The 23,578-nt window shown below is 61.8% G+C and carries 32 protein-coding genes; 2 read left to right on the top strand and 30 right to left on the bottom strand.

Translation table 11 applies throughout. From position 1 onward, the window contains the following. Positions 1-3: 3 nt before the first annotated feature. The 29 genes from rpsK to rpsL form a co-directional block, all read right to left on the bottom strand. A complete protein-coding gene (rpsK, locus tag NR193_RS26370) occupies positions 4-393 on the bottom strand; it encodes a 30S ribosomal protein S11 (RefSeq protein ID WP_006205444.1) in 390 nt (129 codons plus the stop codon). Positions 394-521: 128 nt separating this feature from the next. Continuing rightward, a complete protein-coding gene (gene rpsM, locus NR193_RS26365) occupies positions 522-890 on the bottom strand; it encodes a 30S ribosomal protein S13 (protein WP_006205445.1) in 369 nt (122 codons plus the stop codon). Between the two features lie 191 nt (positions 891-1,081). Then, positions 1,082-1,678: an adenylate kinase gene (locus NR193_RS26360; protein ID WP_256753637.1), complete on the bottom strand. Its 597-nt coding sequence runs from the start codon at positions 1,676-1,678 to the stop codon at positions 1,082-1,084. Continuing rightward, positions 1,675-3,015 (bottom strand): preprotein translocase subunit SecY, encoded by a 1,341-nt coding sequence (gene secY, locus NR193_RS26355; RefSeq protein WP_091584616.1) that lies wholly within the window; start codon positions 3,013-3,015, stop codon positions 1,675-1,677. Before secY ends, NR193_RS26360 begins: the two co-directional genes overlap by 4 nt. Positions 3,016-3,207: 192 nt before the next feature. After that, a complete protein-coding gene (gene rplO, locus NR193_RS26350) occupies positions 3,208-3,681 on the bottom strand; it encodes a 50S ribosomal protein L15 (RefSeq protein WP_027028844.1) in 474 nt (157 codons plus the stop codon). Positions 3,682-3,703: 22 nt separating this feature from the next. After that, positions 3,704-3,901, bottom strand: a complete 198-nt coding sequence (gene rpmD, locus NR193_RS26345; RefSeq protein WP_006205449.1) for a 50S ribosomal protein L30 — start codon at positions 3,899-3,901, stop codon at positions 3,704-3,706. Positions 3,902-3,925: 24 nt separating this feature from the next. After that, positions 3,926-4,489, bottom strand: coding sequence for a 30S ribosomal protein S5 (rpsE, locus tag NR193_RS26340; RefSeq protein ID WP_006333394.1), 564 nt, complete (start codon positions 4,487-4,489; stop codon positions 3,926-3,928). A gap of 77 nt (positions 4,490-4,566) precedes the next feature. Beyond that, entirely contained in the window at positions 4,567-4,926 is a 360-nt protein-coding gene (gene rplR / locus NR193_RS26335) for a 50S ribosomal protein L18 (protein WP_256753636.1), read from the bottom strand. Positions 4,927-5,065: 139 nt separating this feature from the next. Continuing rightward, positions 5,066-5,599, bottom strand: coding sequence for a 50S ribosomal protein L6 (rplF, locus tag NR193_RS26330; RefSeq protein WP_091584610.1), 534 nt, complete (start codon positions 5,597-5,599; stop codon positions 5,066-5,068). A gap of 92 nt (positions 5,600-5,691) precedes the next feature. Next, on the bottom strand, positions 5,692-6,090 hold the full coding sequence (gene rpsH / locus NR193_RS26325; RefSeq protein WP_006205453.1) for a 30S ribosomal protein S8: 399 nt from the start codon (positions 6,088-6,090) through the stop codon (positions 5,692-5,694). Between the two features lie 12 nt (positions 6,091-6,102). Beyond that, on the bottom strand, positions 6,103-6,408 hold the full coding sequence (rpsN, locus tag NR193_RS26320) for a 30S ribosomal protein S14 (protein WP_010909282.1): 306 nt from the start codon (positions 6,406-6,408) through the stop codon (positions 6,103-6,105). 27 nt (positions 6,409-6,435) lie between these two features. Further along, on the bottom strand, positions 6,436-7,014 hold the full coding sequence (rplE, locus tag NR193_RS26315; protein ID WP_091584608.1) for a 50S ribosomal protein L5: 579 nt from the start codon (positions 7,012-7,014) through the stop codon (positions 6,436-6,438). Next, positions 7,007-7,321, bottom strand: coding sequence for a 50S ribosomal protein L24 (gene rplX, locus NR193_RS26310; protein WP_013531428.1), 315 nt, complete (start codon positions 7,319-7,321; stop codon positions 7,007-7,009). Before rplX ends, rplE begins: the two co-directional genes overlap by 8 nt. A gap of 12 nt (positions 7,322-7,333) precedes the next feature. Then, positions 7,334-7,702 (bottom strand): 50S ribosomal protein L14, encoded by a 369-nt coding sequence (gene rplN, locus NR193_RS26305; RefSeq protein ID WP_006205457.1) that lies wholly within the window; start codon positions 7,700-7,702, stop codon positions 7,334-7,336. A 72-nt stretch (positions 7,703-7,774) separates the two neighbouring features. Continuing rightward, entirely contained in the window at positions 7,775-8,014 is a 240-nt protein-coding gene (gene rpsQ, locus NR193_RS26300) for a 30S ribosomal protein S17 (protein ID WP_010909280.1), read from the bottom strand. A gap of 11 nt (positions 8,015-8,025) precedes the next feature. Then, complete coding sequence (gene rpmC / locus NR193_RS26295) at positions 8,026-8,226, bottom strand: 50S ribosomal protein L29 (protein WP_006205459.1); 201 nt, start codon at positions 8,224-8,226, stop codon at positions 8,026-8,028. 13 nt (positions 8,227-8,239) lie between these two features. Then, entirely contained in the window at positions 8,240-8,653 is a 414-nt protein-coding gene (gene rplP, locus NR193_RS26290; RefSeq protein WP_013531427.1) for a 50S ribosomal protein L16, read from the bottom strand. Between the two features lie 27 nt (positions 8,654-8,680). After that, entirely contained in the window at positions 8,681-9,406 is a 726-nt protein-coding gene (gene rpsC, locus NR193_RS26285; RefSeq protein WP_091584605.1) for a 30S ribosomal protein S3, read from the bottom strand. After that, on the bottom strand, positions 9,406-9,795 hold the full coding sequence (gene rplV, locus NR193_RS26280; protein WP_006205462.1) for a 50S ribosomal protein L22: 390 nt from the start codon (positions 9,793-9,795) through the stop codon (positions 9,406-9,408). Before rplV ends, rpsC begins: the two co-directional genes overlap by 1 nt. 2 nt (positions 9,796-9,797) lie before the next feature. Beyond that, complete coding sequence (rpsS, locus tag NR193_RS26275) at positions 9,798-10,076, bottom strand: 30S ribosomal protein S19 (RefSeq protein ID WP_006205463.1); 279 nt, start codon at positions 10,074-10,076, stop codon at positions 9,798-9,800. 16 nt (positions 10,077-10,092) lie between these two features. Further along, positions 10,093-10,926, bottom strand: a complete 834-nt coding sequence (gene rplB / locus NR193_RS26270; RefSeq protein ID WP_024505067.1) for a 50S ribosomal protein L2 — start codon at positions 10,924-10,926, stop codon at positions 10,093-10,095. A 22-nt stretch (positions 10,927-10,948) separates the two neighbouring features. Beyond that, on the bottom strand, positions 10,949-11,242 hold the full coding sequence (locus NR193_RS26265; protein WP_010909275.1) for a 50S ribosomal protein L23: 294 nt from the start codon (positions 11,240-11,242) through the stop codon (positions 10,949-10,951). Continuing rightward, on the bottom strand, positions 11,239-11,859 hold the full coding sequence (rplD, locus tag NR193_RS26260; RefSeq protein WP_008875667.1) for a 50S ribosomal protein L4: 621 nt from the start codon (positions 11,857-11,859) through the stop codon (positions 11,239-11,241). Before rplD ends, NR193_RS26265 begins: the two co-directional genes overlap by 4 nt. After that, positions 11,859-12,581 carry a 50S ribosomal protein L3 gene (gene rplC, locus NR193_RS26255; RefSeq protein WP_091584603.1) on the bottom strand — a complete coding sequence of 241 codons (723 nt, stop codon included), beginning with the start codon at positions 12,579-12,581 and terminating at the stop codon, positions 11,859-11,861. The genes rplD and rplC overlap by 1 nt, the downstream gene beginning before the upstream one ends. A gap of 61 nt (positions 12,582-12,642) precedes the next feature. Next, positions 12,643-12,951, bottom strand: coding sequence for a 30S ribosomal protein S10 (rpsJ, locus tag NR193_RS26250; protein WP_010909272.1), 309 nt, complete (start codon positions 12,949-12,951; stop codon positions 12,643-12,645). A gap of 69 nt (positions 12,952-13,020) precedes the next feature. After that, complete coding sequence (tuf, locus tag NR193_RS26245; protein ID WP_256753628.1) at positions 13,021-14,196, bottom strand: elongation factor Tu; 1,176 nt, start codon at positions 14,194-14,196, stop codon at positions 13,021-13,023. Between the two features lie 66 nt (positions 14,197-14,262). Continuing rightward, positions 14,263-16,353 carry an elongation factor G gene (gene fusA, locus NR193_RS26240; protein WP_256753635.1) on the bottom strand — a complete coding sequence of 697 codons (2,091 nt, stop codon included), beginning with the start codon at positions 16,351-16,353 and terminating at the stop codon, positions 14,263-14,265. A 29-nt stretch (positions 16,354-16,382) separates the two neighbouring features. Then, positions 16,383-16,853 (bottom strand): 30S ribosomal protein S7, encoded by a 471-nt coding sequence (gene rpsG / locus NR193_RS26235; protein WP_008875664.1) that lies wholly within the window; start codon positions 16,851-16,853, stop codon positions 16,383-16,385. A gap of 75 nt (positions 16,854-16,928) precedes the next feature. Further along, entirely contained in the window at positions 16,929-17,300 is a 372-nt protein-coding gene (gene rpsL / locus NR193_RS26230; RefSeq protein WP_006333356.1) for a 30S ribosomal protein S12, read from the bottom strand. A 463-nt stretch (positions 17,301-17,763) separates the two neighbouring features. Between rpsL and NR193_RS26225 the strand changes: the two genes are divergently transcribed. After that, a complete protein-coding gene (locus NR193_RS26225) occupies positions 17,764-18,045 on the top strand; it encodes a transcriptional regulator (RefSeq protein ID WP_256753634.1) in 282 nt (93 codons plus the stop codon). 141 nt (positions 18,046-18,186) lie between these two features. Beyond that, the gene (locus NR193_RS26220; RefSeq protein ID WP_256753633.1) at positions 18,187-19,113 is read left to right on the top strand and encodes a Gfo/Idh/MocA family protein; all 927 of its coding nucleotides are present in this window, start codon (positions 18,187-18,189) and stop codon (positions 19,111-19,113) included. A 171-nt stretch (positions 19,114-19,284) separates the two neighbouring features. On the opposite strand, the gene rpoC is transcribed toward NR193_RS26220, so the two are convergent. Beyond that, positions 19,285-23,481 carry a DNA-directed RNA polymerase subunit beta' gene (rpoC, locus tag NR193_RS26215; protein ID WP_091586456.1) on the bottom strand — a complete coding sequence of 1,399 codons (4,197 nt, stop codon included), beginning with the start codon at positions 23,479-23,481 and terminating at the stop codon, positions 19,285-19,287. Positions 23,482-23,578 lie beyond the last annotated feature (97 nt).

Genomic DNA, 23,578 nt, shown 5'->3' with positions numbered 1-23,578 from the left:
TTCTTAGACGCGGCGCTTCTTGCGCGGGCGGCAACCATTATGCGGGATCGGCGTCACATCACGGATCGAGGTGATGGTGAAGCCGGCCGCCTGCAGGGCGCGCAGCGCCGATTCACGACCGGAGCCGGGTCCGCAGACCTCGACTTCGAGCATGCGCATGCCGTGTTCCTGGGCCTTCTTGGCAACGTCCTCGGCAGCCATCTGGGCGGCAAACGGGGTCGACTTGCGCGAACCCTTGAAGCCCTGGGCACCGGCCGACGACCAGGCAATCGAATTGCCCTGCGCGTCGGTGATGGTGATCATCGTGTTGTTGAAGGTCGAATTGACGTGGGCAACGCCCGACGAGATATTCTTGCGTTCGCGACGGCGAACACGAGCGGCTTCCTTGGCCATGATAGTCCTTTCAGTTGATCTCTACACCGCCGTAATGCCAGCGGCTCCACCCTTCCCGTTTTTCAGTTGCCGGGAAAACGCAACCGGCAGCCGAAGCTGCCGGGCGAGACGGACAAGCCGTCCGAAACTTACTTCTTCTTGCCGGCGATCGACTTGGCCGGGCCCTTGCGGGTGCGCGCATTGGTATGCGTGCGCTGGCCGCGAACCGGCAGCGAGCGGCGGTGACGCAGGCCACGGTAGCAGCCGAGGTCCATGAGCCGCTTGATGTTCATCGACACTTCGCGGCGCAGGTCGCCCTCGACCTGATAGTCGCGGTCGATCGTTTCGCGGATCTGCAGCACTTCGGCGTCGGTCAGCTGATTGACGCGACGTTCGGCCGGGATGCCGACCTTGTCGACGATCTCCTGGGCGAACTTCTTGCCGATGCCGTGGATGTACTGAAGCGCGATGACGACGCGCTTGTTGGTCGGAATGTTAACGCCGGCTATACGAGCCATGTTCTTCTCTTCTCCATGTGGGCCGGACGAACCGGCGCTATCTTAAGTTGCCCCGCGTCCGGTGGAGGCCGGCCCATGCGGGAGTTTCCAGTTCAAAGCGGCTGCCTTGCCCTTGCGGACAAGCAAAGCCCATGCCTGATAGGAAGACGGGCCGCCATACCGCAGCGAGCCGCTCCCGTCAAGCGCAATCGTTAATTTCGCCGCGTTGCCGCCTTGAGCACTGCCTCGATCTGCTCCGTCACCTGATCGATGTCGGCCATGCCGTCGACGCTCCTGAGCTTGCCCTTGGCATAATAGTAGCCAATCAGCGGCGACGTCTTCTTGTAGTACTCTCTCAGGCGTTCCTCGAAGACGGCCGGATTATCGTCCTTGCGTACGGGCAGACCGGCGGCCTGTGCCTCATTGGCGCGCTTGACGATTCGACCAACCAGCGCCTTGTCGTCGACGACAAGTTCGATGACGGCATCCAGGCCCTGGGAACGATCCGAAAGCATTGCTTCCACCGCGTCCGCCTGCACCAGGGTTCGCGGGTATCCGTCGAGGATGAACCCCTTCGCGCAATCGGCCTGATCGATACGCTCGGCGACGATCGCATTGACGATGGCATCCGACACCAGTTCACCGGCATCCATCACCGCCTTGGCGCGCTTGCCGACTTCGGTACCGGCCTGAACGGCAGCACGCAGCATGTCGCCCGTCGAAAGCTGGGGTATGCCGTGTTTCTCTACCAGTCTTTGTGCTTGTGTCCCCTTGCCCGCCCCTGGCGGCCCAAGCAAAATCAACCTCATCTGGCTTTCTTCCCCCCGCGCAGCTTCGACTTCTTGATCAGGCCTTCATACTGGTGCGCGATCAGGTGTCCCTGAATCTGCGCAACCGTATCGAGCGTGACACTGACCACGATCAGAAGCGATGTGCCACCAAGGTAGAATGGTACGCCAGTCGCCGAGATCAGGAACTCCGGCAGCAGGCACACCAGCACCAGATAGATGGCGCCGACGACGGTGATGCGGGTGAGAACGTAATCGATGTAATCGGCGGTGCGCTCGCCCGGACGATAGCCCGGGATGAAGCCCGAATGCTTCTTGAGCTGGTCGGCTGTGTCCTTCGGGTTGAAGACAATCGCAGTATAGAAGAAGGCGAAGAACACGATCATCGCCGCATAGAATGCCATGTAGAGCGGCTGACCGTGGCCGAGCGAAGCCAGGATGGTGCTCGCCCAGGCCGGCATGTTGGTCGTCTGCGAGAAGCCGGCGACGGTGGCCGGCAGCAACAGCAGCGAGGAAGCGAAGATCGGCGGAATGACGCCTGACGTGTTGAGCTTCAGCGGCAGATGCGAGGTGTCGCCCTGGAACATGCGGTTGCCGACCTGACGCTTCGGATACTGGATCAGCAAGCGACGCTGGGCACGTTCGAAGAACACAATGAGGGCGATGACGACGATGGCCAGGACGATGATCGCCAGGATGAGGCCCGTCGACAAGGCGCCGGTGCGGCCAAGCTCCAGCGTGCCGGAAATGGCGCGCGGCAGGCCGGCGACGATGCCGGAGAAGATGATCAGCGAAATGCCGTTACCGATGCCGCGCGCGGTGATCTGCTCGCCGAGCCACATCAGGAACATGGTGCCACCGACCAGCGTGACGACGGTCGAGAGGCGGAAGAACATGCCGGGATCATTGACGATGCCGTTGCCGTTCTCCAGGCCCACAGAAATGCCATAGGCCTGAACCAGCGCCAAAAGCACGGTGCCATAGCGCGTGTACTGGTTGATGACCTTGCGGCCCTGCTCGCCTTCCTTCTTCAGCGCTTCCAGCGACGGGATGACCGAGGTCATCAGTTGCATGATGATGGAGGCGGAAATGTACGGCATGATGCCCAGTGCAAAGATCGCCATGCGCTGCACGGCACCGCCGGCGAACATGTTGAACATGCCGAGCACACCCTTGCTCTGCGAGGAGAAAGCCTGCGCGAAGGCGTCGGGATTGATGCCGGGAAGCGGAATATAAGTGCCGAGCCGATAGACGAGCAACGCGCCGATGGTGAACCAGATGCGTTTCTTCAGGTCCTCCGCCTTGGCGAAGGCCGAGAAATTCAGATTCGAGGCTAGTTGTTCAGCAGCCGAAGCCATGCCTGATTCTCCGCTTGGTAACGCTTGATGGCCCGAAGGTCAGGCGGTGCGTTTCACCGAAGCTCACGAGATAAGCTCCGGGCTCTAAACATGCAAGCGGCCGCGTTGACGCGGCCGCCTAATTGAGCAGATCAAAGCGCAATCGTGAGCAAAAACGGATCCCACTCTTGCCGATCGCGCTTCAAATTGCCGTTACTCGGCAGCTGCCTTTTCCGGCAGCTTGACCGAGCCGCCGGCCTTTTCGATCTTCTCGATCGCGGCCTTAGAGGCGCCGGCAACGTCAAAGGCGAGCTTCGCCTTGATTTCGCCGTCGGAGAGGATGCGCACGCCGTCCTTGACGCGGCGAATGACGCCGGCAGCAACGAGCGATTCAGCCGTCACGGTCGCCTTGGCATCGAGCTTCTTGGCGTCGATGGCGACCTGGATACGAGCCAGCGACACAACGGTGAAGCTCTTGGCGAAGATGTTGTTGAAGCCACGCTTCGGCAGACGCCGATAGAGCGGCATCTGGCCACCCTCGAAGCCGTTGATGGCGACGCCGGAGCGCGCCTTCTGGCCCTTGACGCCGCGACCACCGGTCTTGCCGGAGCCGGAGCCGATGCCGCGGCCAAGACGCTTCTTGGAGTGCGTCGCGCCGTCCTTGTCACGCAGATCGTTGAGTTTCATCTGGGTTCTCCTGCGCTTTGGCTCAGCCCTCGTCCACGACGCGGACGAGATGCTGGACGGCGGCGATCATGCCGCGCACGGAGGGCGTATCTTCCAGCGTGCGCTGCTTGTGCATCTTGTTGAGGCCGAGCCCGACCAGCGTTGCGCGCTGTTCCTTGGGACGGCGGATCGGCGAACCGATCTGCTCAACGGTGATGGTCTTGGTTGCTTTCTTGGCCATGGTCAAAATCCCTGGTCAGATCGACTATTCTTCAGCCGCAACGGCGGTGCCGCGGCGGGCCTGAAGGGTCGAATACTTGATGCCGCGCGCAGCAGCCACATCCTTGGGATGCATCTGGCTCTTCAGCGCGTCGAACGTGGCGCGAACCATGTTGTAGGGGTTCGACGAACCCATCGACTTGGCGACCACGTCATGCATGCCGAGCGTCTCGAAGACAGCGCGCATCGGGCCACCGGCGATGATGCCGGTACCTTGCTTGGCGGCGCGCAGCAGAACACGGCCAGCGCCCCAACGTCCCTCGACGTCGTGGTGCAGCGTGCGGCCCGAGCGCAGCGGCACGAAGATCATGTCGCGCTTGGCCGATTCAGTAGCCTTGCGGATCGCTTCCGGCACTTCGCGTGCCTTGCCGTGACCAAAACCGACACGGCCCTTCTGGTCGCCGACGACGACGAGTGCTGCAAAACCGAAGCGACGGCCGCCCTTGACGACCTTGGCGACGCGGTTGATGTGGACGAGCTTGTCCACCATGCCGTCATCACGTTCTTCACGATCGCGGCCGCGGCCGCCATCCCTACGTTCCTGTGCCATATCCTGTTCCTTGTTTTTTTCCGGAAGCACGGTTGCTGATAAGATCCGGCGCCTCAGTGGGTCACCGGGGGCGAAATTTAGAAGCTCAGACCACCTTCACGGGCAGCCTCGGCGAGCGCCTTGACGCGGCCGTGATAGATGTAGGCGCCGCGATCGAAGACGACTTCCTTGACGCCAGCCTTGGTGGCGCGCTCGGCGATCAGCTTGCCGATCGCAGCAGCGGCGGCGGTGTCGGCGCCGGTCTTGAGCGAACCCTTGAGGTCCTTCTCGAGCGTCGAGGCCGCGACGATGGTGTGACCCTTGGCGTCGTCGATGACCTGCACATAGATGTTCTTCGATGTGCGGTGGACCGACAGACGCGGACGCTCACCGGCGACCTTCTTGATCTGACGGCGGACGCGCTGCGCGCGGCGCTGGATGGATTCCTTGCTAGCCATGATAGTTCCTTGCCTTCAAAAAACGGGGGCCGCCCTATGCGGTAGGCGAAAGCGCCTCCCGCGACCGCTCCCCGCGGCGTTACATCTCTTTAGCTTGGTCCTTTCCCAAAAAGTCTTCAACTTTTCGGGGCCAAGCCCACTACTTCTTCTTGCCTTCCTTGCGGACGATCTTCTCGCCAGCGTAACGGACACCCTTGCCCTTGTAGGGCTCAGGACCGCGATATTCGCGGATCTCGGCGGCAACCTGGCCGACCTGCTGCTTGTCGATGCCGGTCACGGTGATTTCCGTCGGCTTCGGCACAGTGATCGTGATGCCAGCCGGGGTCTCGTAAACGACATCATGGCTGAAGCCAAGGGCCAGCTGCAGGTTCTTGCCCTGCATGGCGGCGCGATAGCCGACGCCGGTGATCTCGAGCTTCTTCTCGAAACCGTCCTTGACGCCCTGCAGGATGTTGACGATCTGCGTGCGCGACATGCCCCACTTGGAGCGGGCCGTCTTGGTCTGGTCGCGCGGCTGGACAGCGATCTCGCTGCCTTCCATCTTGACCAGGACTTCTTCGTTCACCACGAACTTCAGCTCGCCCTTGGGGCCCTTCGCCGTCACGGTCTGGCCGTTGACGGTCGCGGTCACGCCCTGCGGCAGCGAAACGGGTTTCTTTCCAATACGAGACATTTTGTTGTCCTCGTCACTTCTCTTGTTTCAGGTCTCTGTCTTCGGGCATGATCCCGAAAACCGGATTCCGATTTTGCCGGTCACACGCCAGATCAGAAGATCTGGCAGAGGATTTCACCGCCGACGTTCTGTTCGCGTGCTTCGTGGTCGGCCATCACGCCCTTCGGTGTCGAAAGGATGGCGATGCCGAGGCCGTTGGCGACGTGCGGGATCGACTTGGCCGAAACATAGACGCGGCGGCCAGGCTTCGAGACGCGGGCGATTTCGCGCACGACCGGTGCACCGTCGAAATACTTCAGCTCGATTTCGATCTCGGACTTGCCGTTGTCGAAGTCGGTCTGGCTGTAATCGCGGATATAGCCTTCAGCCTTCAGCACGTCGAGGACGCGGGTACGCAGACGCGAAGCCGGCGTCGAAACACTCGACTTCTTGCGGCCGTAGGCGTTGCGGATGCGGGTCAGCATATCGCCGAGAGGATCGCTCAATGACATGTTATGTCCTCCTTACCAGCTCGACTTGACCAGGCCCGGGATCTGGCCGTTGTTGCCGAGATCACGAAGCGCGATGCGCGATACTTTGAGCTTGCGATAGTAGGCGCGCGGACGGCCGGTGACTTCGCAGCGGTTACGGATGCGGATCTTGGCCGAGTTGCGCGGCAAGGCAGCAAGCTTGAGCTGAGCGCGGAAGCGCTCCTCCATCGGCTTGGACTGATCCATGATGATCGCCTTGAGGGCTGCACGCTTGGGACCGTACTGGTCGGCAAGCTTGCGGCGCCTGTTGTTCTTCTCGACTGAGCTGGTCTTTGCCATTTCAGATTTTTCCTTTTCTCGCTGCCGTTACTGGCGGAAGGGGAAGTTGAAGGCCTTGAGCAATGCCCTGGCTTCGTCGTCCGTCTTCGCAGTCGTACAAACGATGACGTCCATGCCCCAGATCTGATCAACCTTGTCGTAGTTGATCTCCGGGAACACGATGTGTTCCTTGATGCCCATGGCGTAGTTGCCACGGCCATCGAAGCTCTTCGGATTCAGCCCGCGGAAGTCGCGGACGCGTGGCAGTGCGATGTTCACGAGGCGGTCGAGGAACTCGTACATGCGTTCCTTGCGCAGCGTGACCTTGGCGCCGATCGGCATCTTCTCGCGGACCTTGAAGCCGGCGATCGAATTGCGGGCGCGGGTGACGACAGCCTTCTGGCCGGCGATCATCGCCAGGTCCTCGGCGGCGATCGAAGGCTTCTTCGAATCGCCAGTCGCTTCGCCGACGCCCATGTTCAGCACGATCTTGTCGATGCGCGGAACCTGCATTTCGTTCTCGTAGCCGAACTGCTCCTGCAGCGCCTTGCGAATGGTCTCGTTGTAGACCTGCTTGAGACGCGGCGTGTTCTGGGCAGTCGCCTGCTTGGATTGAGCCTTAGCCATTGATGACTTCTCCCGAGCGCTTGGCGACGCGCACCTTCTTGCCGTCCTTCTGGAAGATGAAGCCGACGCGGGTCGGCTTGCCATCCTTGGGGTCGGCCAGCGCGATGTTCGACAGCTGGATCGGCGCTTCCTTGGTTATGATCCCGCCCTCTTGGGACTGGGATTGCTTCTGGTGACGACGGATCATGTTGACGCCGCGCACCAGCGCGGTGTCTTCCTTCGGCTGTACCGAGAGGACTTCGCCCGAACGGCCCTTGTCCTTGCCGGCCAGCACGACGACCTTGTCGCCTTTTCTAATCTTTTGCATTGGTCCGGCTCCTTACAGCACTTCAGGCGCGAGCGAGATGATCTTCATGTGGTTCTTGGCGCGGAGTTCGCGCGGAACCGGTCCGAAGATACGCGTGCCGATCGGCTCTTTCTTGTTGTCGACGAGAACGGCCGCGTTCTTGTCGAAACGGATCACGCTGCCGTCCGGGCGGCGGATGTCCTTGGCCGTGCGAACCACGACCGCCTTCATCACATCGCCCTTCTTAACGCGGCCGCGCGGAATGGCTTCCTTGATCGACACCACGATGATGTCGCCCACGGAAGCGTATTTCCGCTTCGAGCCGCCCAGCACCTTGATGCACATGACACGACGGGCGCCGGAATTATCCGCGACGTCGAGGTTTGTTTGCATCTGAATCATGACTGGCCGCCTTCTTCTTTTCTAACGGGACGGGCTCAAAGCCCCTCCCCGGTCTGTCCAAAATTCGTTTGTTTACGCCTGGTCCGAAGACACGACGATCCAGCGCTTATCCTTGGAAATCGGCTTCGATTCCTGGATGAACACCTGATCGCCAACCTTGTGGGCGTTGTTTTCGTCGTGCGCCTTGTACTTCTTGGTCATGCGCACGGTCTTCTTCATCACGGGATGCGTGAAGCGCCGTTCGACCTTGACGACAACCGTCTTCTCGTTCTTGTCGCTGACGACGGTGCCCTGCAGAATGCGCTTTGGCATGGTTTTCGTCCTTAAGCCTTCTTAGCCGCGGACTTTTCCGCAGCGATGGTCTTGATACGCGCGATGTCCTTGCGGACCTGCCTCACGCGTGCGGTCTTCTCGAGCTGGCCGGTGGCCTTCTGGAAGCGCAGGTTGAACTGCTCCTTCTTCAGGCTGGCCAGGTCGTCGGTCAGCTGGTCCTGGGTCTTGGTCCGGATGTCTTCGGCTTTCATGATCAGCCCGTCCTTATTCTGCGATGCGCTGCACGAAGCGCGTCTTGACCGAGAGCTTGGCCGCGCCGAGACGCAGTGCCTCACGGGCGGTTTCTTCATTGACGCCGTCGATCTCGAACATGATGCGGCCGGGCTTGACGCGCGCCGCCCAGTAGTCGACCGCGCCCTTACCCTTACCCATACGAACTTCGGTCGGCTTCGAAGTGACCGGCACGTCCGGGAAAATACGGATCCAGACGCGTCCAGCGCGCTTCATTTCGCGAGTGATCGCGCGGCGGGCCGCCTCGATCTCGCGCGCGGTGACGCGGTTCGGCTCAAGCGCCTTCAGCCCGAAACCACCGAAATCCAGATTGGTGCCGCCCTTTGCGGTACCATGGATACGGCCCTTGAACTGCTTGCGGAACTTTGTGCGCTTTGGCTGCAGCATCGTTCTAACTCCAAATTCCTAAATGTCTCAGGCGTTTTCGCGACGACGACCGCGTTCGCGATCACCACCACCGCCATGCGCATTGTCGCCTTCAGTGGCGCGACGCTCCGAAGCCATCGGGTCATGCTCGAGGATCTCGCCCTTGAACACCCAGACCTTGACGCCGCAGATGCCGTACGCCGTATGCGCTTCGGCCGTGCCGTAATCGACATCGGCGCGCAGCGTATGCAGCGGCACGCGGCCTTCGCGGTACCATTCCATGCGCGCGATCTCGGCGCCGCCAAGACGGCCGGCGCAGTTGATGCGGATGCCTTCGGCACCGAGGCGCATCGCCGACTGAACGGCACGCTTCATGGCGCGGCGGAACGCGATGCGGCGCTCGAGCTGCTGGGCGATCGACTGGGCGACCAGGGTCGCGTCGATCTCCGGCTTGCGCACTTCAACGATGTTGAGGTGCGTCTCGGACTTCGTCATCTCCATCAGCTTCTTGCGAAGCTTCTCGATGTCAGCGCCCTTCTTGCCAATGATCAGGCCCGGGCGCGCGGCATGGATGGTCACGCGGCACTTCTTGTGCGGACGCTCGATCACGACCTTCGAGATCGCGGCCTGCTTGAGTTCCTTCTCGAGATACTTGCGGATCTTGATGTCCTCATGCAGCAGCTTGCCGTACTCGCCGGTGTTCGCGAACCAGCGCGAATCCCAGGTGCGGTTGATGCCGAGGCGAAGACCGATCGGATTGACTTTCTGGCCCATTATGCGGCCTCCCCTTTTTCTTCGACTTCACGAACGACGATCGTGAGGTGCGAGAACGGCTTCTCGATACGGCTGGCGCGACCACGTCCACGGGCATGGAACCGCTTCATGACGATCGACTTGCCGACATAGGCTTCCGCCACGATAAGCGCATCGACGTCGAGGTCGTGGTTGTTTTCCGCGTTGGCGATCGCCGATTCCAACGTCTTCTTGACCGTGCCGGAAATCCGCTTGGCCGAGAATTCGAGGTCGGATAGCGCTGTCGCGACCTTCTTGCCGCGGATGAGCGCGGCAACGAGGTTCAGCTTCTGCGGGCTGATACGGATCGTGCGCAACACGGCGCGCGCTTCGTTGTCAGCAAGCCTGCGCGGAGCTTTGGCCTTGCCCATGATTATTTCCTCTTCGCCTTCTTATCCGCGCCGTGACCGTAATAGGTCCGGGTCGGAGCGAATTCACCGAACTTGTGACCGACCATGTCCTCGTTCACCGAGACGGGAACATGCTTCTGGCCGTTGTAGACACCGAAGGTGAAGCCGACGAACTGCGGCAGGATGGTGGAGCGACGGCTCCACATCTTGATCACCTCATTGCGACCACCTTCACGAACCTTGTCCACCTTCTTGAGAAGGTAGCCGTCAATGAAGGGGCCTTTCCAAATCGAACGAGTCACTTGGCGTTACCTCTTCTTAGCTCTTGCGCTGATGGCGCGAGCGCAGGATGAACTTGTCGGTCGCCTTGTTGGACCGCGTCTTCTTGCCCTTGGTCGGCTTGCCCCAGGGGCTGACCGGATGACGGCCACCCGAGGTGCGGCCTTCACCACCGCCGTGCGGATGGTCGACCGGGTTCATGGTCACGCCGCGATTGTGCGGACGCTTGCCGCGCCAAACCGTGCGACCTGCCTTGCCGTCGTTGATGTTGCCGTGGTCCGGATTGGACACGGCGCCGACGGTGGCCATGCAGGAGCCGTGAACGACACGCTGCTCGCCCGAGTTGAGGCGCAGGATCGCCATGCCCTGGTCACGACCGACCAACTGGCCATAACCGCCAGCCGAACGGGCAACCTGGGCGCCCTTGCCCGGCTTCAGCTCGATGTTGTGGACGATCGTGCCGACCGGCATCGAAGCCAGAGGCATCGCATTGCCCGGCTTCACATCGACCGATTCACCGGACACGATCTTGTCGCCGGGAGCCAGACGCTGCGGAGCGATGATGTAGGACAGCTCGCCATCGTCGTACTTGATCAGCGCGATGAAAGCGGTGCGGTTGGGATCGTATTCAATGCGCTCGACCGTGCCGACGACGTCGAACTTGCGGCGCTTGAAGTCGATGATGCGGTACGAACGCTTGTGACCACCACCGATGAAGCGGGCGGTGATGCGACCGTGGTTGTTGCGGCCGCCCGACTTGGTCAGGCCTTCGGTCAGGCCCTTGACGGGCTTGCCCTTGTAGAGGCCCGAGCGGTCGACGATGACCAGCTGGCGGGTGCTCGGCGTTACCGGGTTGAATTTTTTCAGTGCCATTGTTCTGTCCTCGCGGCCTTGCTCAGAGACCCGTCGCGACGTCGATCGACTGGCCGTCGGCCAGCGTCACAATCGCCTTCTTGACGTCGCTCTGGCGGCCGATCGTGCCGCGGAAGCGCTTGATCTTGCCCTTGCGGACAAGCGTGTTCACGGCCATCACCTTGACGCCGAACAGCGCTTCGACGGCAGCCTTGATTTCCGGCTTCGACGCCTTCTTGGCGACATTGAAGACGACCTGGTTCTGCTCGGAAGCCATGGTCGACTTTTCGGTGATCGCCGGGCTGACGATCACGTCGTAGTGACGAAGGTCGGTCATTTAAAGCGCTCCTCGAGAGCCTCGACGGCGGCCTTCGAAAGGACCAGCGTGCCGCGGCGCAGAATGTCGTAGACGTTGATGCCCTGGATGGGCAGCACGTCGATGTTCGGGATGTTCGTCGCGGCCAGCTTGAAGTTCTTGTCAAGCTCGGCGCCGCCGATCACCAGGGCGTTGCTCAGGCCCAGCGTCGCGAAATTCGCGATCAGCGCCTTCGTCTTGGCCTCGGTCAGCTTCAGCTCGTCGATGATGATGATCGACGCGCTCTTGGCCTTGGCCGAGAGAGCATGCTTGAGGCCGAGCGCGCGAACCTTCTTCGGCAGATCGTGCTCGTGGCTGCGGACGACCGGGCCGTGGGCCTTGCCACCGCCGCGGAACTGCGGAGCGCGTGCCGAATGGTGACGGGCGCGGCCCGTACCCTTCTGCTTGTACATCTTGGCGCCGGTGCGCGCGATCTCGGCGCGGCCCTTGGCCTTGTGCGTGCCCTGCTGCTTCTTGGCCAGCTGCCAGCGCACGACGCGCTGCAGAATGTCCTCGCGCGGATCAAGGCCGAAAATCTCCTCGGAGAGTTTCACCTTGCCGGCGTCCTTGCCGCCAAGCGTTGTGATCTTGAGATCCATTATTCCGCTCCCTCTGTGGCCGGAGCCTCGTTCTTAGCAGCTGCCGCAACTGGGCGGATCGCGGCGGGCTTCGGCGCATTGGCCGGCAGTGCCACCTTGGCCGCATCGCGGACCAGGATCCAGGCGCCCTTCGATCCGGGAACCGCACCGCGGATCAGGATCAGGCCGCGGTCGGCGTCGGTCGATACGATCTCGACATTCTGCGTGGTGACGCGGGTGTCGCCCATGTGGCCAGCCATATGCTTGCCTTTGAACACCTTGCCGGGGTCCTGGCGCTGACCGGTCGAACCGTGCGTACGGTGCGATACCGAGTTACCGTGGGTCGCGCGGCCACCACCCATGTGGTGACGCTTGATCACGCCCTGGAAGCCCTTGCCGATCGTCGTGCCCGTCACATCGACCTTCTGGCCGGGAACGAAGTGCTCGACAGTGATCTCGGCGCCGACATCGATCATGTTGTCGGCAGAGACGCGGAACTCGGCGACCTTCGCCTTCGGCTCGACGGAAGCGGTCGCGAAATGGCCGCGCATCGCCTTCGACGTGTTCTTCACCTTGGCAAGGCCAACGCCGAGCTGAACGGCGGTGTAGCCATTCTTCTCCTGCGTGCGCTGCGCCACGACCTGGCAGTTCTCCATCTGGAGAACGGTGACGGGAACATGTTCCCCGGCATCGTTATAGATGCGGGTCATTCCCACCTTCTTTGCAATCACACCTGAACGCATCGGTTCAATTCCTTTAGAGTTCCGGGCCAGGGGCACCGCCCCTTACCGCGCTCTCATTCCCTTAGAGCTTGATCTCGACGTCCACACCGGCGGCCAGATCGAGCTTCATCAAAGCATCGACCGTCTGCGGGGTCGGATCGACGATGTCGAGCAGACGCTTGTGCGTGCGCATCTCGAACTGCTCGCGGCTCTTCTTGTCGACGTGAGGCGACCGGTTGACCGTGAACTTTTCGATCCGCGTCGGCAGCGGAATGGGGCCGCGGACGTTGGCACCGGTGCGCTTGGCCGTCGACACGATTTCCTTTGTCGAGGCGTCGAGCACGCGGTGGTCAAACGCCTTCAGGCGGATGCGGATATTCTGTCCGTTCATGCGTCACTTCCTTGTTCTGGCGCGGCGCGGGCATATCCTGCGCCCGCGACAGATCGGTTTAAGTCCAAATTACTCTTTGATGGTGACGACGATACCGGCACCGACGGTGCGGCCGCCTTCACGGATGGCGAAGCGCAGCTTCTCTTCCATGGCGATCGGCACGATCAGCTCGACATCGACCGTGATGTTGTCGCCCGGCATCACCATCTCGGTGCCTTCCGGCAGCGACACGATGCCGGTCACGTCCGTCGTGCGGAAATAGAACTGCGGACGGTAGTTGGTGAAGAACGGCGTATGGCGGCCACCCTCGTCCTTGGTCAGGATGTAGGCTTCGGCCACGAACTTCTTGTGCGGCTTCACCGTGCCCGGCTTGGCCAGAACCTGGCCGCGCTCGACACCTTCACGGTCAACGCCGCGCAGCAGCGCGCCGATGTTGTCGCCAGCCTGGCCCTGATCGAGCAGCTTGCGGAACATCTCGACGCCCGTGCAGGTCGTCTTGGTCGTCGGACGGATGCCGATGATCTCCAGCTCCTCGCCGACCTTGACCACGCCGCGCTCGACGCGACCGGTCACCACCGTGCCACGGCCCGAGATCGAGAACACGTCCTCGATCGGCATCAGGAACGGCTTGTCGAGCGGACGAACCGGGGTCGGGATGTAGGCATCGACCGCAGCCATCAGCTCGCGGATCGCGTCCTCGCCGATCTTCTTGTCCGAATCCTCAAGAGCAGCCAGCGCCGAACCCTTGACGATCGGAATGTCGTCGCCGGGGAACTCGTTCTTGGTCAGAAGCTCGCGAACCTCGAGCTCGACCAGTTCGAGCAGCTCGGCGTCGTCGACCTGGTCGACCTTGTTCAGGAACACAACGATCGACGGCACGCCGACCTGGCGGGCAAGCAGGATGTGCTCGCGGGTCTGCGGCATCGGGCCGTCGGCAGCCGAAACAACCAGGATCGCGCCGTCCATCTGCGCGGCACCGGTGATCATGTTCTTCACATAGTCGGCGTGGCCGGGGCAGTCGACGTGAGCGTAGTGGCGGTTGGCCGTCTCGTATTCAACGTGAGCCGTCGAGATCGTGATGCCGCGCGCCTTCTCTTCCGGCGCCGCATCGATCTGGTCATAGCGCTTGTATTCGCCAAAATACTTCGTGATCGCCGCCGTCAGCGACGTCTTGCCATGGTCAACGTGACCAATCGTGCCGATGTTCACATGAGGCTTAGTGCGCTCGAATTTACCTTTTGCCATGTGATGTCTCCAATCCTGCTCGCCCGTGCGGGCCTTGAATTAAGTTACCGCTGCAACCCGTTCGAGTTACGCGTATTTCTTCTGGACTTCCTGGGCGACCGCGGTCGGCACAGGCTCGTAATGATCGAACTGCATCGTGTAGGCCGCGCGGCCCTGGCTCATCGAGCGCAGGTTGTCGACGTACTTGAACATGTTGGCGAGCGGCACCATCGCGTTGATGACAACTGCAACACCACGCGCTTCCTGGCCCTGGATCTGGCCGCGACGGCCGTTCAGGTCGCCGATGACGCTGCCGACGTAGTCTTCAGGCGTCACCACCTCGACCTTCATGATCGGCTCGAGCAGCTGCACGCCAAGCTTGGGTGCGGCTTCCCGGAAGCAGGCGCGGCCGGCGATTTCGAAGGCCAGAACGCTGGAGTCCACATCGTGGTAGGCGCCGTCGATCAGCGTCGCCTTGACGCCGATCATCGGGAAGCCCGCGAACGGACCCGAGGTCATGACACTGTTGATGCCCTTTTCGACACCGGGGATGTATTCCTTCGGCACGGCGCCGCCGACGATCTTGGTCTCGAACTCGAATTCGCTGCTGTCCGGATTCGGTTCGAAGAGGATCTTGACGCGAGCGAACTGGCCGGTACCACCGGTCTGCTTCTTGTGCGTGTAGTCCTGCTCGTGCTTGCGGGTGATCGTCTCGCGATAGGCCACCTGCGGCGCGCCGACATTGGCCTCGACCTTGAACTCGCGACGCATGCGGTCAACGATGATGTCGAGGTGCAATTCGCCCATGCCGGAGATGATGGTCTGACCGCTTTCCTCATCGGTCTTGACGCGGAAGGACGGATCCTCGGCGGCCAGACGGTGAAGGGCGAGGCCCATCTTTTCCTGGTCGTTCTTGGTCTTCGGCTCGATCGCGATCTGGATGACCGGGTCGGGGAATTCCATGCGCTCGAGAATGACCGGATGCAGCGGATCACTGAGCGTGTCGCCGGTGGTCGTGTCCTTGAGGCCAGCCAGAGCGACGATGTCGCCGGCGAAAGCCTCTTCGACGTCGGCGCGCGAATTCGCATGCATCTGCAACATGCGGCCGATGCGCTCTTTCTTGCCCTTGACGGTGTTGTCGACCGAAATGCCCTTGGTGAGCTTGCCCGAATAGATGCGGGCAAAGGTCAGCGAACCGACGAACGGGTCGTTCATGATCTTGAAGGCGAGCATCGACAGCGGCTCGTTGTCGTCGGCGTGACGCTCGATCTCGGCGTCGGTCTTGGCGTCGACGCCCTTGATGGCGGGAACATCGGCCGGCGACGGCAGATATTCGACGACGGCGTCGAGCAGCGGCTGCACACCCTTGTTCTTGAAGGCCGAGCCGCAGAACATCGGATAGAACTTCACCGCGATGGTGCCCTTGCGGATCAGCGCGCGGATCTCGTCATTCGACGGCATCTTGCCTTCGAGGTAGTTCTCAAGCGCCGTCTCGTCCATTTCGACGGCGGCCTCGATCATCTTCTCGCGGTATTCTTCCGCACGAGCCTTGAGGTCGGCGGGAATCTCGACGACGTCCCAGGCAGCGCCCAGCGTCTCGTCGCGCCAGACCAGCGCATTCATCTCGACCAGGTCGACAACGCCCTTGAACTCGGTCTCAGCGCCGATCGGCAGCTGCATGACGACCGCATGCGCACCGAGGCGCGAACCAATCATCTCGACCGAGCGGTAGAAGTCGGCGCCGATCTTGTCCATCTTGTTGCAGAAGATCATGCGCGGGACGCGGTATTTGTCGGCCTGACGCCAGACGGTTTCCGTCTGCGGCTCGACACCGGCGTTGGCATCGAGCAGCGCGATGGCGCCGTCGAGAACGCGCAACGAACGCTCGACTTCAATGGTGAAGTCGACGTGTCCGGGGGTGTCGATGATATTGAAGCGGTACATCTTGCCGCTGCGACCCTTCCAGAAGGTCGTGGTCGCTGCGGACGTGATGGTGATGCCGCGCTCCTGCTCCTGCTCCATCCAGTCCATGGTGGCAGCGCCGTCGTGGACTTCGCCGATCTTGTGCGACTTGCCCGTGTAATAGAGGACGCGCTCGGTGGTCGTCGTCTTGCCGGCGTCAATATGCGCCATGATACCGAAATTGCGGTAGTCTTCGATTTTGTATTCGCGGGCCATCGTAGCTGCCTCTCAGTCTCGTTCGCGCTTTACCAGCGGTAGTGCGCGAAAGCGCGGTTGGCTTCAGCCATCTTGTGGGTGTCTTCACGCTTCTTGACAGCCGTGCCGCGGTTGTTGGCCGCATCCATCAGCTCGCCGGAGAGGCGGTCGACCATGGTGGTCTCGTTGCGGTTGCGGGCAGCAGCGATCAGCCAGCGGATGGCCAAGGCCTGGCGGCGCTCGGGGCGCACGTCGACCGGAACCTGGTAGGTGGCGCCGCCGACGCGACGCGAACGCACTTCGACATGCGGCGCGACATTGTCGAGCGCCTGATGGAAGACGGTGACCGGCTCCTGCTTGGTCTTCGACTGAACCTGGTCGAGCGCGCCGTAGACGATGGTCTCGGCAACCGACTTCTTGCCGTCATACATGACGGCGTTCATGAACTTGGTAACGATCAGATCGCCGAACTTCGGGTCCGGATTGATCTCACGCTTTTCTGCACTGTGACGACGGGACATTTTTTCTCTGCCTCAATTATGCGTGGTGGCCTGGATCCCGGATACTTGTCCGGGATGACCTTCGCTACGCTTCGGTCACTTCGGACGCTTGGCGCCGTACTTCGAACGACGCTGCTTGCGGTTCTTCACACCCTGCGTGTCGAGCACGCCGCGGATGATGTGGTAGCGCACGCCCGGAAGATCCTTGACGCGGCCGCCGCGGATCATGACCACGGAGTGTTCCTGAAGGTTGTGGCCTTCGCCGGGGATGTACCCGATCACTTCAAAACCATTGGTCAGGCGGATCTTGGCCACCTTGCGCAGCGCCGAGTTCGGCTTCTTCGGCGTCGTGGTGTAGACGCGCGTGCAGACGCCCCGCTTCTGCGGGTTCTGCTGCATGGCCGGGACCTTGTTGCGCTTCACCGGCGCAATGCGCGGCTTGCGGATCAGCTGGTTGACGGTAGGCATTAAACCCTCTTGTCTCTCAATTCCGTGTCTCGCCCGGTCAGGGCCGCTCAAAGCGTCATTTCCATACGCAAATTCGGGCCACAAACCGCGCCTCGCGGTCTTGCCCGAACAAATGGCAGAGGAAGCGGAAGCCGCTTCGTGCACGCCGGAAATGTCTTTTCGCTCGTAAAACGAACCCTGTTTGAAGCAAACTCCAAAGCGTGTCGCTTCGGAAAGGAGAGCCTCACATCGGTTCTGACTGGCCGGCTTCTACTCGTAAGCCCGCGAACCGTCAACCCCGGAGTGGCAAATATTGCATTGAAGCCGGGGCTTGGCAGCCATGCGAAAACCGCATGTAATTTTCTTTCGCCATTTTGCAAGGGCGAGGAAGAAAGTGACCGGCTTCAGGCTGTTGCGCGGCCATGCTTTCATGCGAGAAAGCCGCATGAGCAGTCAAGATCCCCTCGCCCGGAGGAATCGGCCCGTGAACGACAATGAAGAACGCCCGGTCACCATCATCACAGGCAGGGTGTGGAAGAGGAAGGGCGGCAAGCCGGAAGGCGTGCACGTAATGCTGGTTGCCCCCGATGACGATTCGGCGGTGCGCCGGGCACTCGAATCGCTTGCTGCGGAAGGTTACGCCGAGGCTGAGCTCGACCAGATCGGCGACATGGACGGCGTGCCCGACGAAGAGCCGCATCTTTCCGCTTTCCAGGGCGCGCTCGAAGGCGAAGTGTCGATCGTTACTTTCGACGTGGCGCTCTAAAACCAGGACACCGCCCCCTCGAACCGGCAATCGAAGCCTTTCTGGCGTGTTGAAAGCTGGAGCCGACCTTCCGGCTCCGGCTTGCCCGGGGCAAGTGTTCTGATAAGAAACGCCCACCATCATCCAACAGACGGAGCGGCCGTGTCCCAGCCCATCAAGATAGGCATCGTCGGTGTCGGCAAGATCGTCCGCGACCAGCACCTGCCGGCCCTGGCGAAAGACCGGGACTATCGCCTCATCGCGGCCGCCAGCCGGCATGGCAAGGTGGATGACATCCCGAATTTTCCCGATATCGAATCCATGCTCGAGGCGGTGCCGGAGCTTGAGGCCGTATCGCTCTGCATGCCGCCTCAGTTTCGTTATGACGCCGCGCGCACGGCGCTCGAAGCGAAGAAACATGTCTTCCTGGAAAAGCCGCCCGGCGCCACCGTCAGCGAGGTCGAGGACCTGAAGGCATTGGCGGTGAAAAACGGCGTCTCGTTGTTCGCCAGCTGGCACTCGCGCTATGCGCCGGCGGTCGAGGCCGCGCGTGCGTTTCTGAGTTCTGCCCGTATCAGCTCGGCCGCCATCAACTGGAAGGAAGATGTGCGCCGCTGGCACCCGAACCAGGAGTGGATCTGGACCCCCGGCGGCTTCGGCGTCTTCGATCCCGGCATCAATGCGCTGTCGATCGTGACCCACATCCTGCCGGCACTGTTCATCACCTCGGCGGCTCTCGACTTTCCAGCGAACCGCGACGCTCCGGTCGCGGCACACGTCGCCTTCCGCACCTCGAACGGGTTGCCGGTGACGATGGAACTCGACTGGCTCCAGACCGGCCCGCAAAGCTGGGACATCCTGGCCGACACCGACAAGGGCGCGATGGTATTGTCGGGCGGCGGCTCGAAGCTCGCCATCGACGGCCGCGTCGTTCATGACGAACCCGAAGCGGAATATCCGATGCTCTACAAGCGCTTTGCGGAGATTGTCCGTGCCGGCGCCTCGGATGTCGATCTCGCTCCGCTCCAGCATGTGGCCGACGCTTTCATGCTCGGCAAGCGCAACGTGGTCGAGGCATTTTTCGACTGAGCCACGAGGTCGCAAGAAGCGGCCTTTGCTCCGATTCTCAGATCATTTCACGAGCGATGCACCGCCCCTCACTCCGTCGCCATTGGCATGAATTGGCGACTTCAACGCACAAAAGATCAGGCCGCCGGGTTGCCCCGACGGCCTTGTTGCCTGAGATTCTTGCCGCCGCGCTTACTGCGCGGCGGTGACCATGTCGGTCAGCATCGGCTCGGCGACTTCCACACCGGAGGCCTTGCGGCGCTCGTCGATGATCAGTTCGTCGCGCGAGGTGGCGATGCGCCGGATCTGGCTCATCGTGCCGCCGGTACCGGCCGGGATAAGTCGGCCGACGATGACGTTTTCCTTCAGCCCCTGCAGCATGTCGGTCTTGCCGGCAACCGCGGCTTCCGTCAGCACCCTTGTCGTCTCCTGGAAGGAGGCGGCCGAGATGAAGGACGGCGTCTGCAGCGACGCCTTGGTGATGCCCAGGAGCACCGGCTGGCCTTCGGCCGGCTTCTTGCCGTCCTCGATCAGGCGCTCGTTGACCTCTTCCAGTTCGATCACGTCGACGTGGTCGCCCGGAATGTAGGTCGAGTCGCCCTGCGTGGTGATCTCGACCTTCTGCAGCATCTGGCGAACGATCACCTCGATGTGCTTGTCGTTGATCGACACGCCCTGCAGACGGTAGACTTCCTGGATCTCGTTGACGAGGTAGGAAGCAAGTGCCTCCACGCCCTTGATCGCCAGGATGTCGTGCGGCGCCGGATTGCCGTCGAGGATGTAGTCGCCCTTCTCGATGACGTCGCCGTCCTGGAGATGGAACGGCTTGCCCTTCGGGATCAGGTACTCGACCGGCTCAAGCGTCGAGTCATGCGGCTCGATGATGATGCGACGCTTGTTCTTGTAGTCGCGGCCGAAGCGGATCGTGCCGTCGATCTCGGCGATGATGGCGTGATCCTTCGGACGACGTGCCTCGAACAGTTCGGCAACACGCGGCAGACCGCCGGTGATGTCCTTGGTCTTGGCGCTTTCCATCGGGATACGCGCCAGCACGTCGCCGGGGCGAACCTGCGCACCCGGCTCGACCGAAAGAATGGCCTCGACCGAGAGCAGGAAGCGGGCGTCGCCACCCTTCGACAGCTTGCCGACCTTGCCTTTGGCGTCCTGGATGGCAATCGCCGGCTTGAGGTCGTTGCCGCGTGGCGTCGAGCGCCAGTCGATGACCTCACGCTTGGTGATGCCGGTCGACTCGTCGGCCGTTTCCTGCACGGAAATGCCGTCGACCAGATCCTCGTACGACACCCTGCCCTCGATTTCGGTGAGGACCGGACGGGTATAGGGATCCCACTCGGCGATACGCTGGCCGCGCTTCACCTTGTCGCCATCGTCCACGAAGATACGCGAACCATAGGTGAGACGGTGCGTGGCGCGCTCCTTGCCGGCTTCATCGAGGATCAGCACCGCCATGTTGCGGCCCATGACCATCTGCTGGCCGTCGGAGTTGCGCACCACGTTGCGGTTGCGGATCTCGACCTTGCCCTCATACGAGGCTTCAAGGAACGAGCTGTCCACCACCTGCGCGGTGCCGCCCATGTGGAAGGTACGCATGGTGAGCTGGGTGCCCGGCTCGCCGATCGACTGCGCCGCGATGACGCCGACAGCTTCACCCTGGTTGACCGGGGTGCCGCGAGCCAGATCGCGACCGTAGCAGACCGCGCAGACGCCAACCCTGACTTCGCAAGTCAGTGCCGAGCGAATGCGAACCGACTGGACGCCGGCCTTTTCGATCTGTTCGACGTCACGCTCGTCCATCAGCGTTCCGGCCTTGACCAGGATCTCGCCCGACACCGGATGGGTGATGTCGTCGAGCGACGTACGACCCAGCACGCGCTGGCCGACCGAAGCGACGACCTGGCCGGCATCGACGATCGGCTGCATGGTGAGGCCCTTGTCGGTGCCGCAGTCGACGGAGTTGACGATGCAGTCCTGCGCCACGTCGACCAGACGACGGGTGAGATAACCCGAGTTCGCCGTCTTCAAGGCGGTGTCGGCCAGACCCTTGCGGGCGCCGTGGGTCGAGTTGAAGTACTCGAGCACGGTCAGGCCTTCCTTGAAGTTCGAGATGATCGGCGTCTCGATGATTTCACCCGACGGCTTGGCCATCAGGCCGCGCATGCCGGCGAGCTGGCGCATCTGGGTGGGCGAGCCACGCGCACCGGAGTGCGACATCATGTAGATCGAGTTCATCGGCTTCTGACGGCCATTATCCTCGAACTCGACCGCCTTGATGCGGGCCATCATTTCGTCGGCGACCTTTTCCGAGCACTTGGCCCAGGCGTCGACGACCTTGTTGTACTTCTCGCCCTGCGTGATCAGGCCGTCATTGTACTGCTGCTCGTATTCCTTGGCCAAAGCCTCGGTGTCGGAGACCAGCTTGATCTTGGCGTCCGGGATCAGCATGTCGTCCTTGCCGAACGAAATGCCGGCGCGGCAGGCATGAGCGAAGCCGAGTGCCATGATGCGGTCGCAGAAAATGACCGTCTCCTTCTGACCGCAATGGCGGTAGACGGTGTCGATCATCTTGGAGATGTTCTTCTTGGTCATCTCCTGGTTGGCGGTCTCGTAAGGCACGTTGACGTTCTTCGGCAGAAGCTCGCCGATGATCATGCGGCCAGGGGTGGTGTCATGGATCTTCGACACGACCTTGCCTTCGGCGTCGACCGTGCGGAAGCGACCCTTGATCTTGGCGTGCAGCGTCACCGCCTTGGTCTCGAGCGCGTGCTGGAGTTCGCCCATGTCGGCAAACACCATGCCTTCGCCCGGCTCGTTCTGGTTGACGATCGAGAGATAGTAGAGACCGAGAACCATGTCCTGCGACGGCACGATGATCGGCGCGCCGGAAGCCGGGTGCAGGATGTTGTTGGTCGACATCATCAGCACGCGGGCTTCAAGCTGCGCTTCCAGCGACAGCGGCACGTGAACGGCCATCTGATCGCCGTCGAAGTCGGCGTTGAAGGCCGTGCAGACCAGCGGATGCAGCTGGATCGCCTTGCCTTCGATCAGGATCGGCTCGAACGCCTGGATGCCGAGGCGGTGCAGCGTCGGCGCACGGTTCAACAGCACCGGATGCTCGCGGATGACCTCGTCGAGAATATCCCAGACTTCCGGACGCTCCTTCTCGACCAGCTTCTTGGCCTGCTTGACGGTCGAGGAGTAACCCTTGGCGTCAAGACGGGCGTAGATGAAGGGCTTGAACAGCTCGAGCGCCATCTTCTTCGGCAGACCGCACTGGTGGAGCTTGAGCTCCGGACCGGTGACGATGACCGAACGGCCGGAATAGTCGACGCGCTTGCCGAGCAGGTTCTGGCGGAACCGGCCCTGCTTGCCCTTGAGCATGTCGGACAACGACTTCAGCGGACGCTTGTTGGCGCCGGTGATGACGCGGCCGCGACGGCCGTTGTCGAACAGCGCATCGACGGCTTCCTGCAGCATGCGCTTTTCATTGCGCACGATGATGCCGGGGGCGCGCAGCTCGATCAGCCGCTTCAGACGATTGTTGCGGTTGATGACGCGGCGGTAGAGGTCGTTCAGATCCGACGTGGCGAAGCGGCCGCCGTCCAGCGGGACGAGCGGGCGCAGATCCGGCGGGATCACCGGAACCACCTTCATGATCATCCATTCCGGACGGTTGCCGGATTCCATGAAGTTCTCGACGACCTTGAGCCGCTTCAGATACTTCTTCTGCTTGAGCTCGGACGTGGTCGAAGCCAGTTCCGAACGCAGGTCGCCGGCGATCTTCTCCAGGTCCATGCCGGCCAGAAGGTCATGAATGGCCTCGGCGCCGATCATGGCGGTGAACGAATCCTCGCCATACTCGTCGACGGCGATCATGTACTCTTCCTCGCTGAGCAACTGGTGCTCCTTCAGCGCGGTGAGGCCAGGCTCGGTGACGATGTAGTTCTCGAAGTAGAGGACGCGCTCGATGTCCTTCAAGGTCATGTCGAGCAGCGTGCCGATGCGCGACGGCAGCGACTTCAGGAACCAGATATGGGCGACGGGCGCGGCGAGCTCGATATGGCCCATGCGCTCGCGACGGACGCGCGACAGCGTGACTTCGACGCCGCACTTCTCGCAGATGACGCCCTTGTACTTCATGCGCTTGTACTTGCCGCACAGGCATTCGTAGTCCTTGATCGGGCCAAAAATGCGCGCGCAGAACAGGCCGTCACGCTCCGGCTTGAAGGTGCGGTAGTTGATGGTCTCCGGCTTCTTGATCTCGCCGAACGACCAGGACAGAATCTTCTCAGGGCTGGCGAGCGATATCCGGATGGAATCGAACACCTGCGCCGGCGCCTGGGGATTGAAGAGATTCATGACCTCTTGGTTCATGCCGTTCTCCTTTTCGGGGTCCTCGAAAACCCCTTGCATCTAGTCGCGAGCCAAACGCCCGCCGTCTTTGTCGGCCACTGGCCGTCGAATTCTCTTG

The sequence above is a fragment of the Mesorhizobium sp. Mes31 genome (genome assembly GCF_024519675.1).
Lineage (GTDB): Bacteria > Pseudomonadota > Alphaproteobacteria > Rhizobiales > Rhizobiaceae > Mesorhizobium.
Note: the sequence above shows the minus strand (reverse complement) of the source record. Positions and strands in the feature narration are given on the sequence as shown.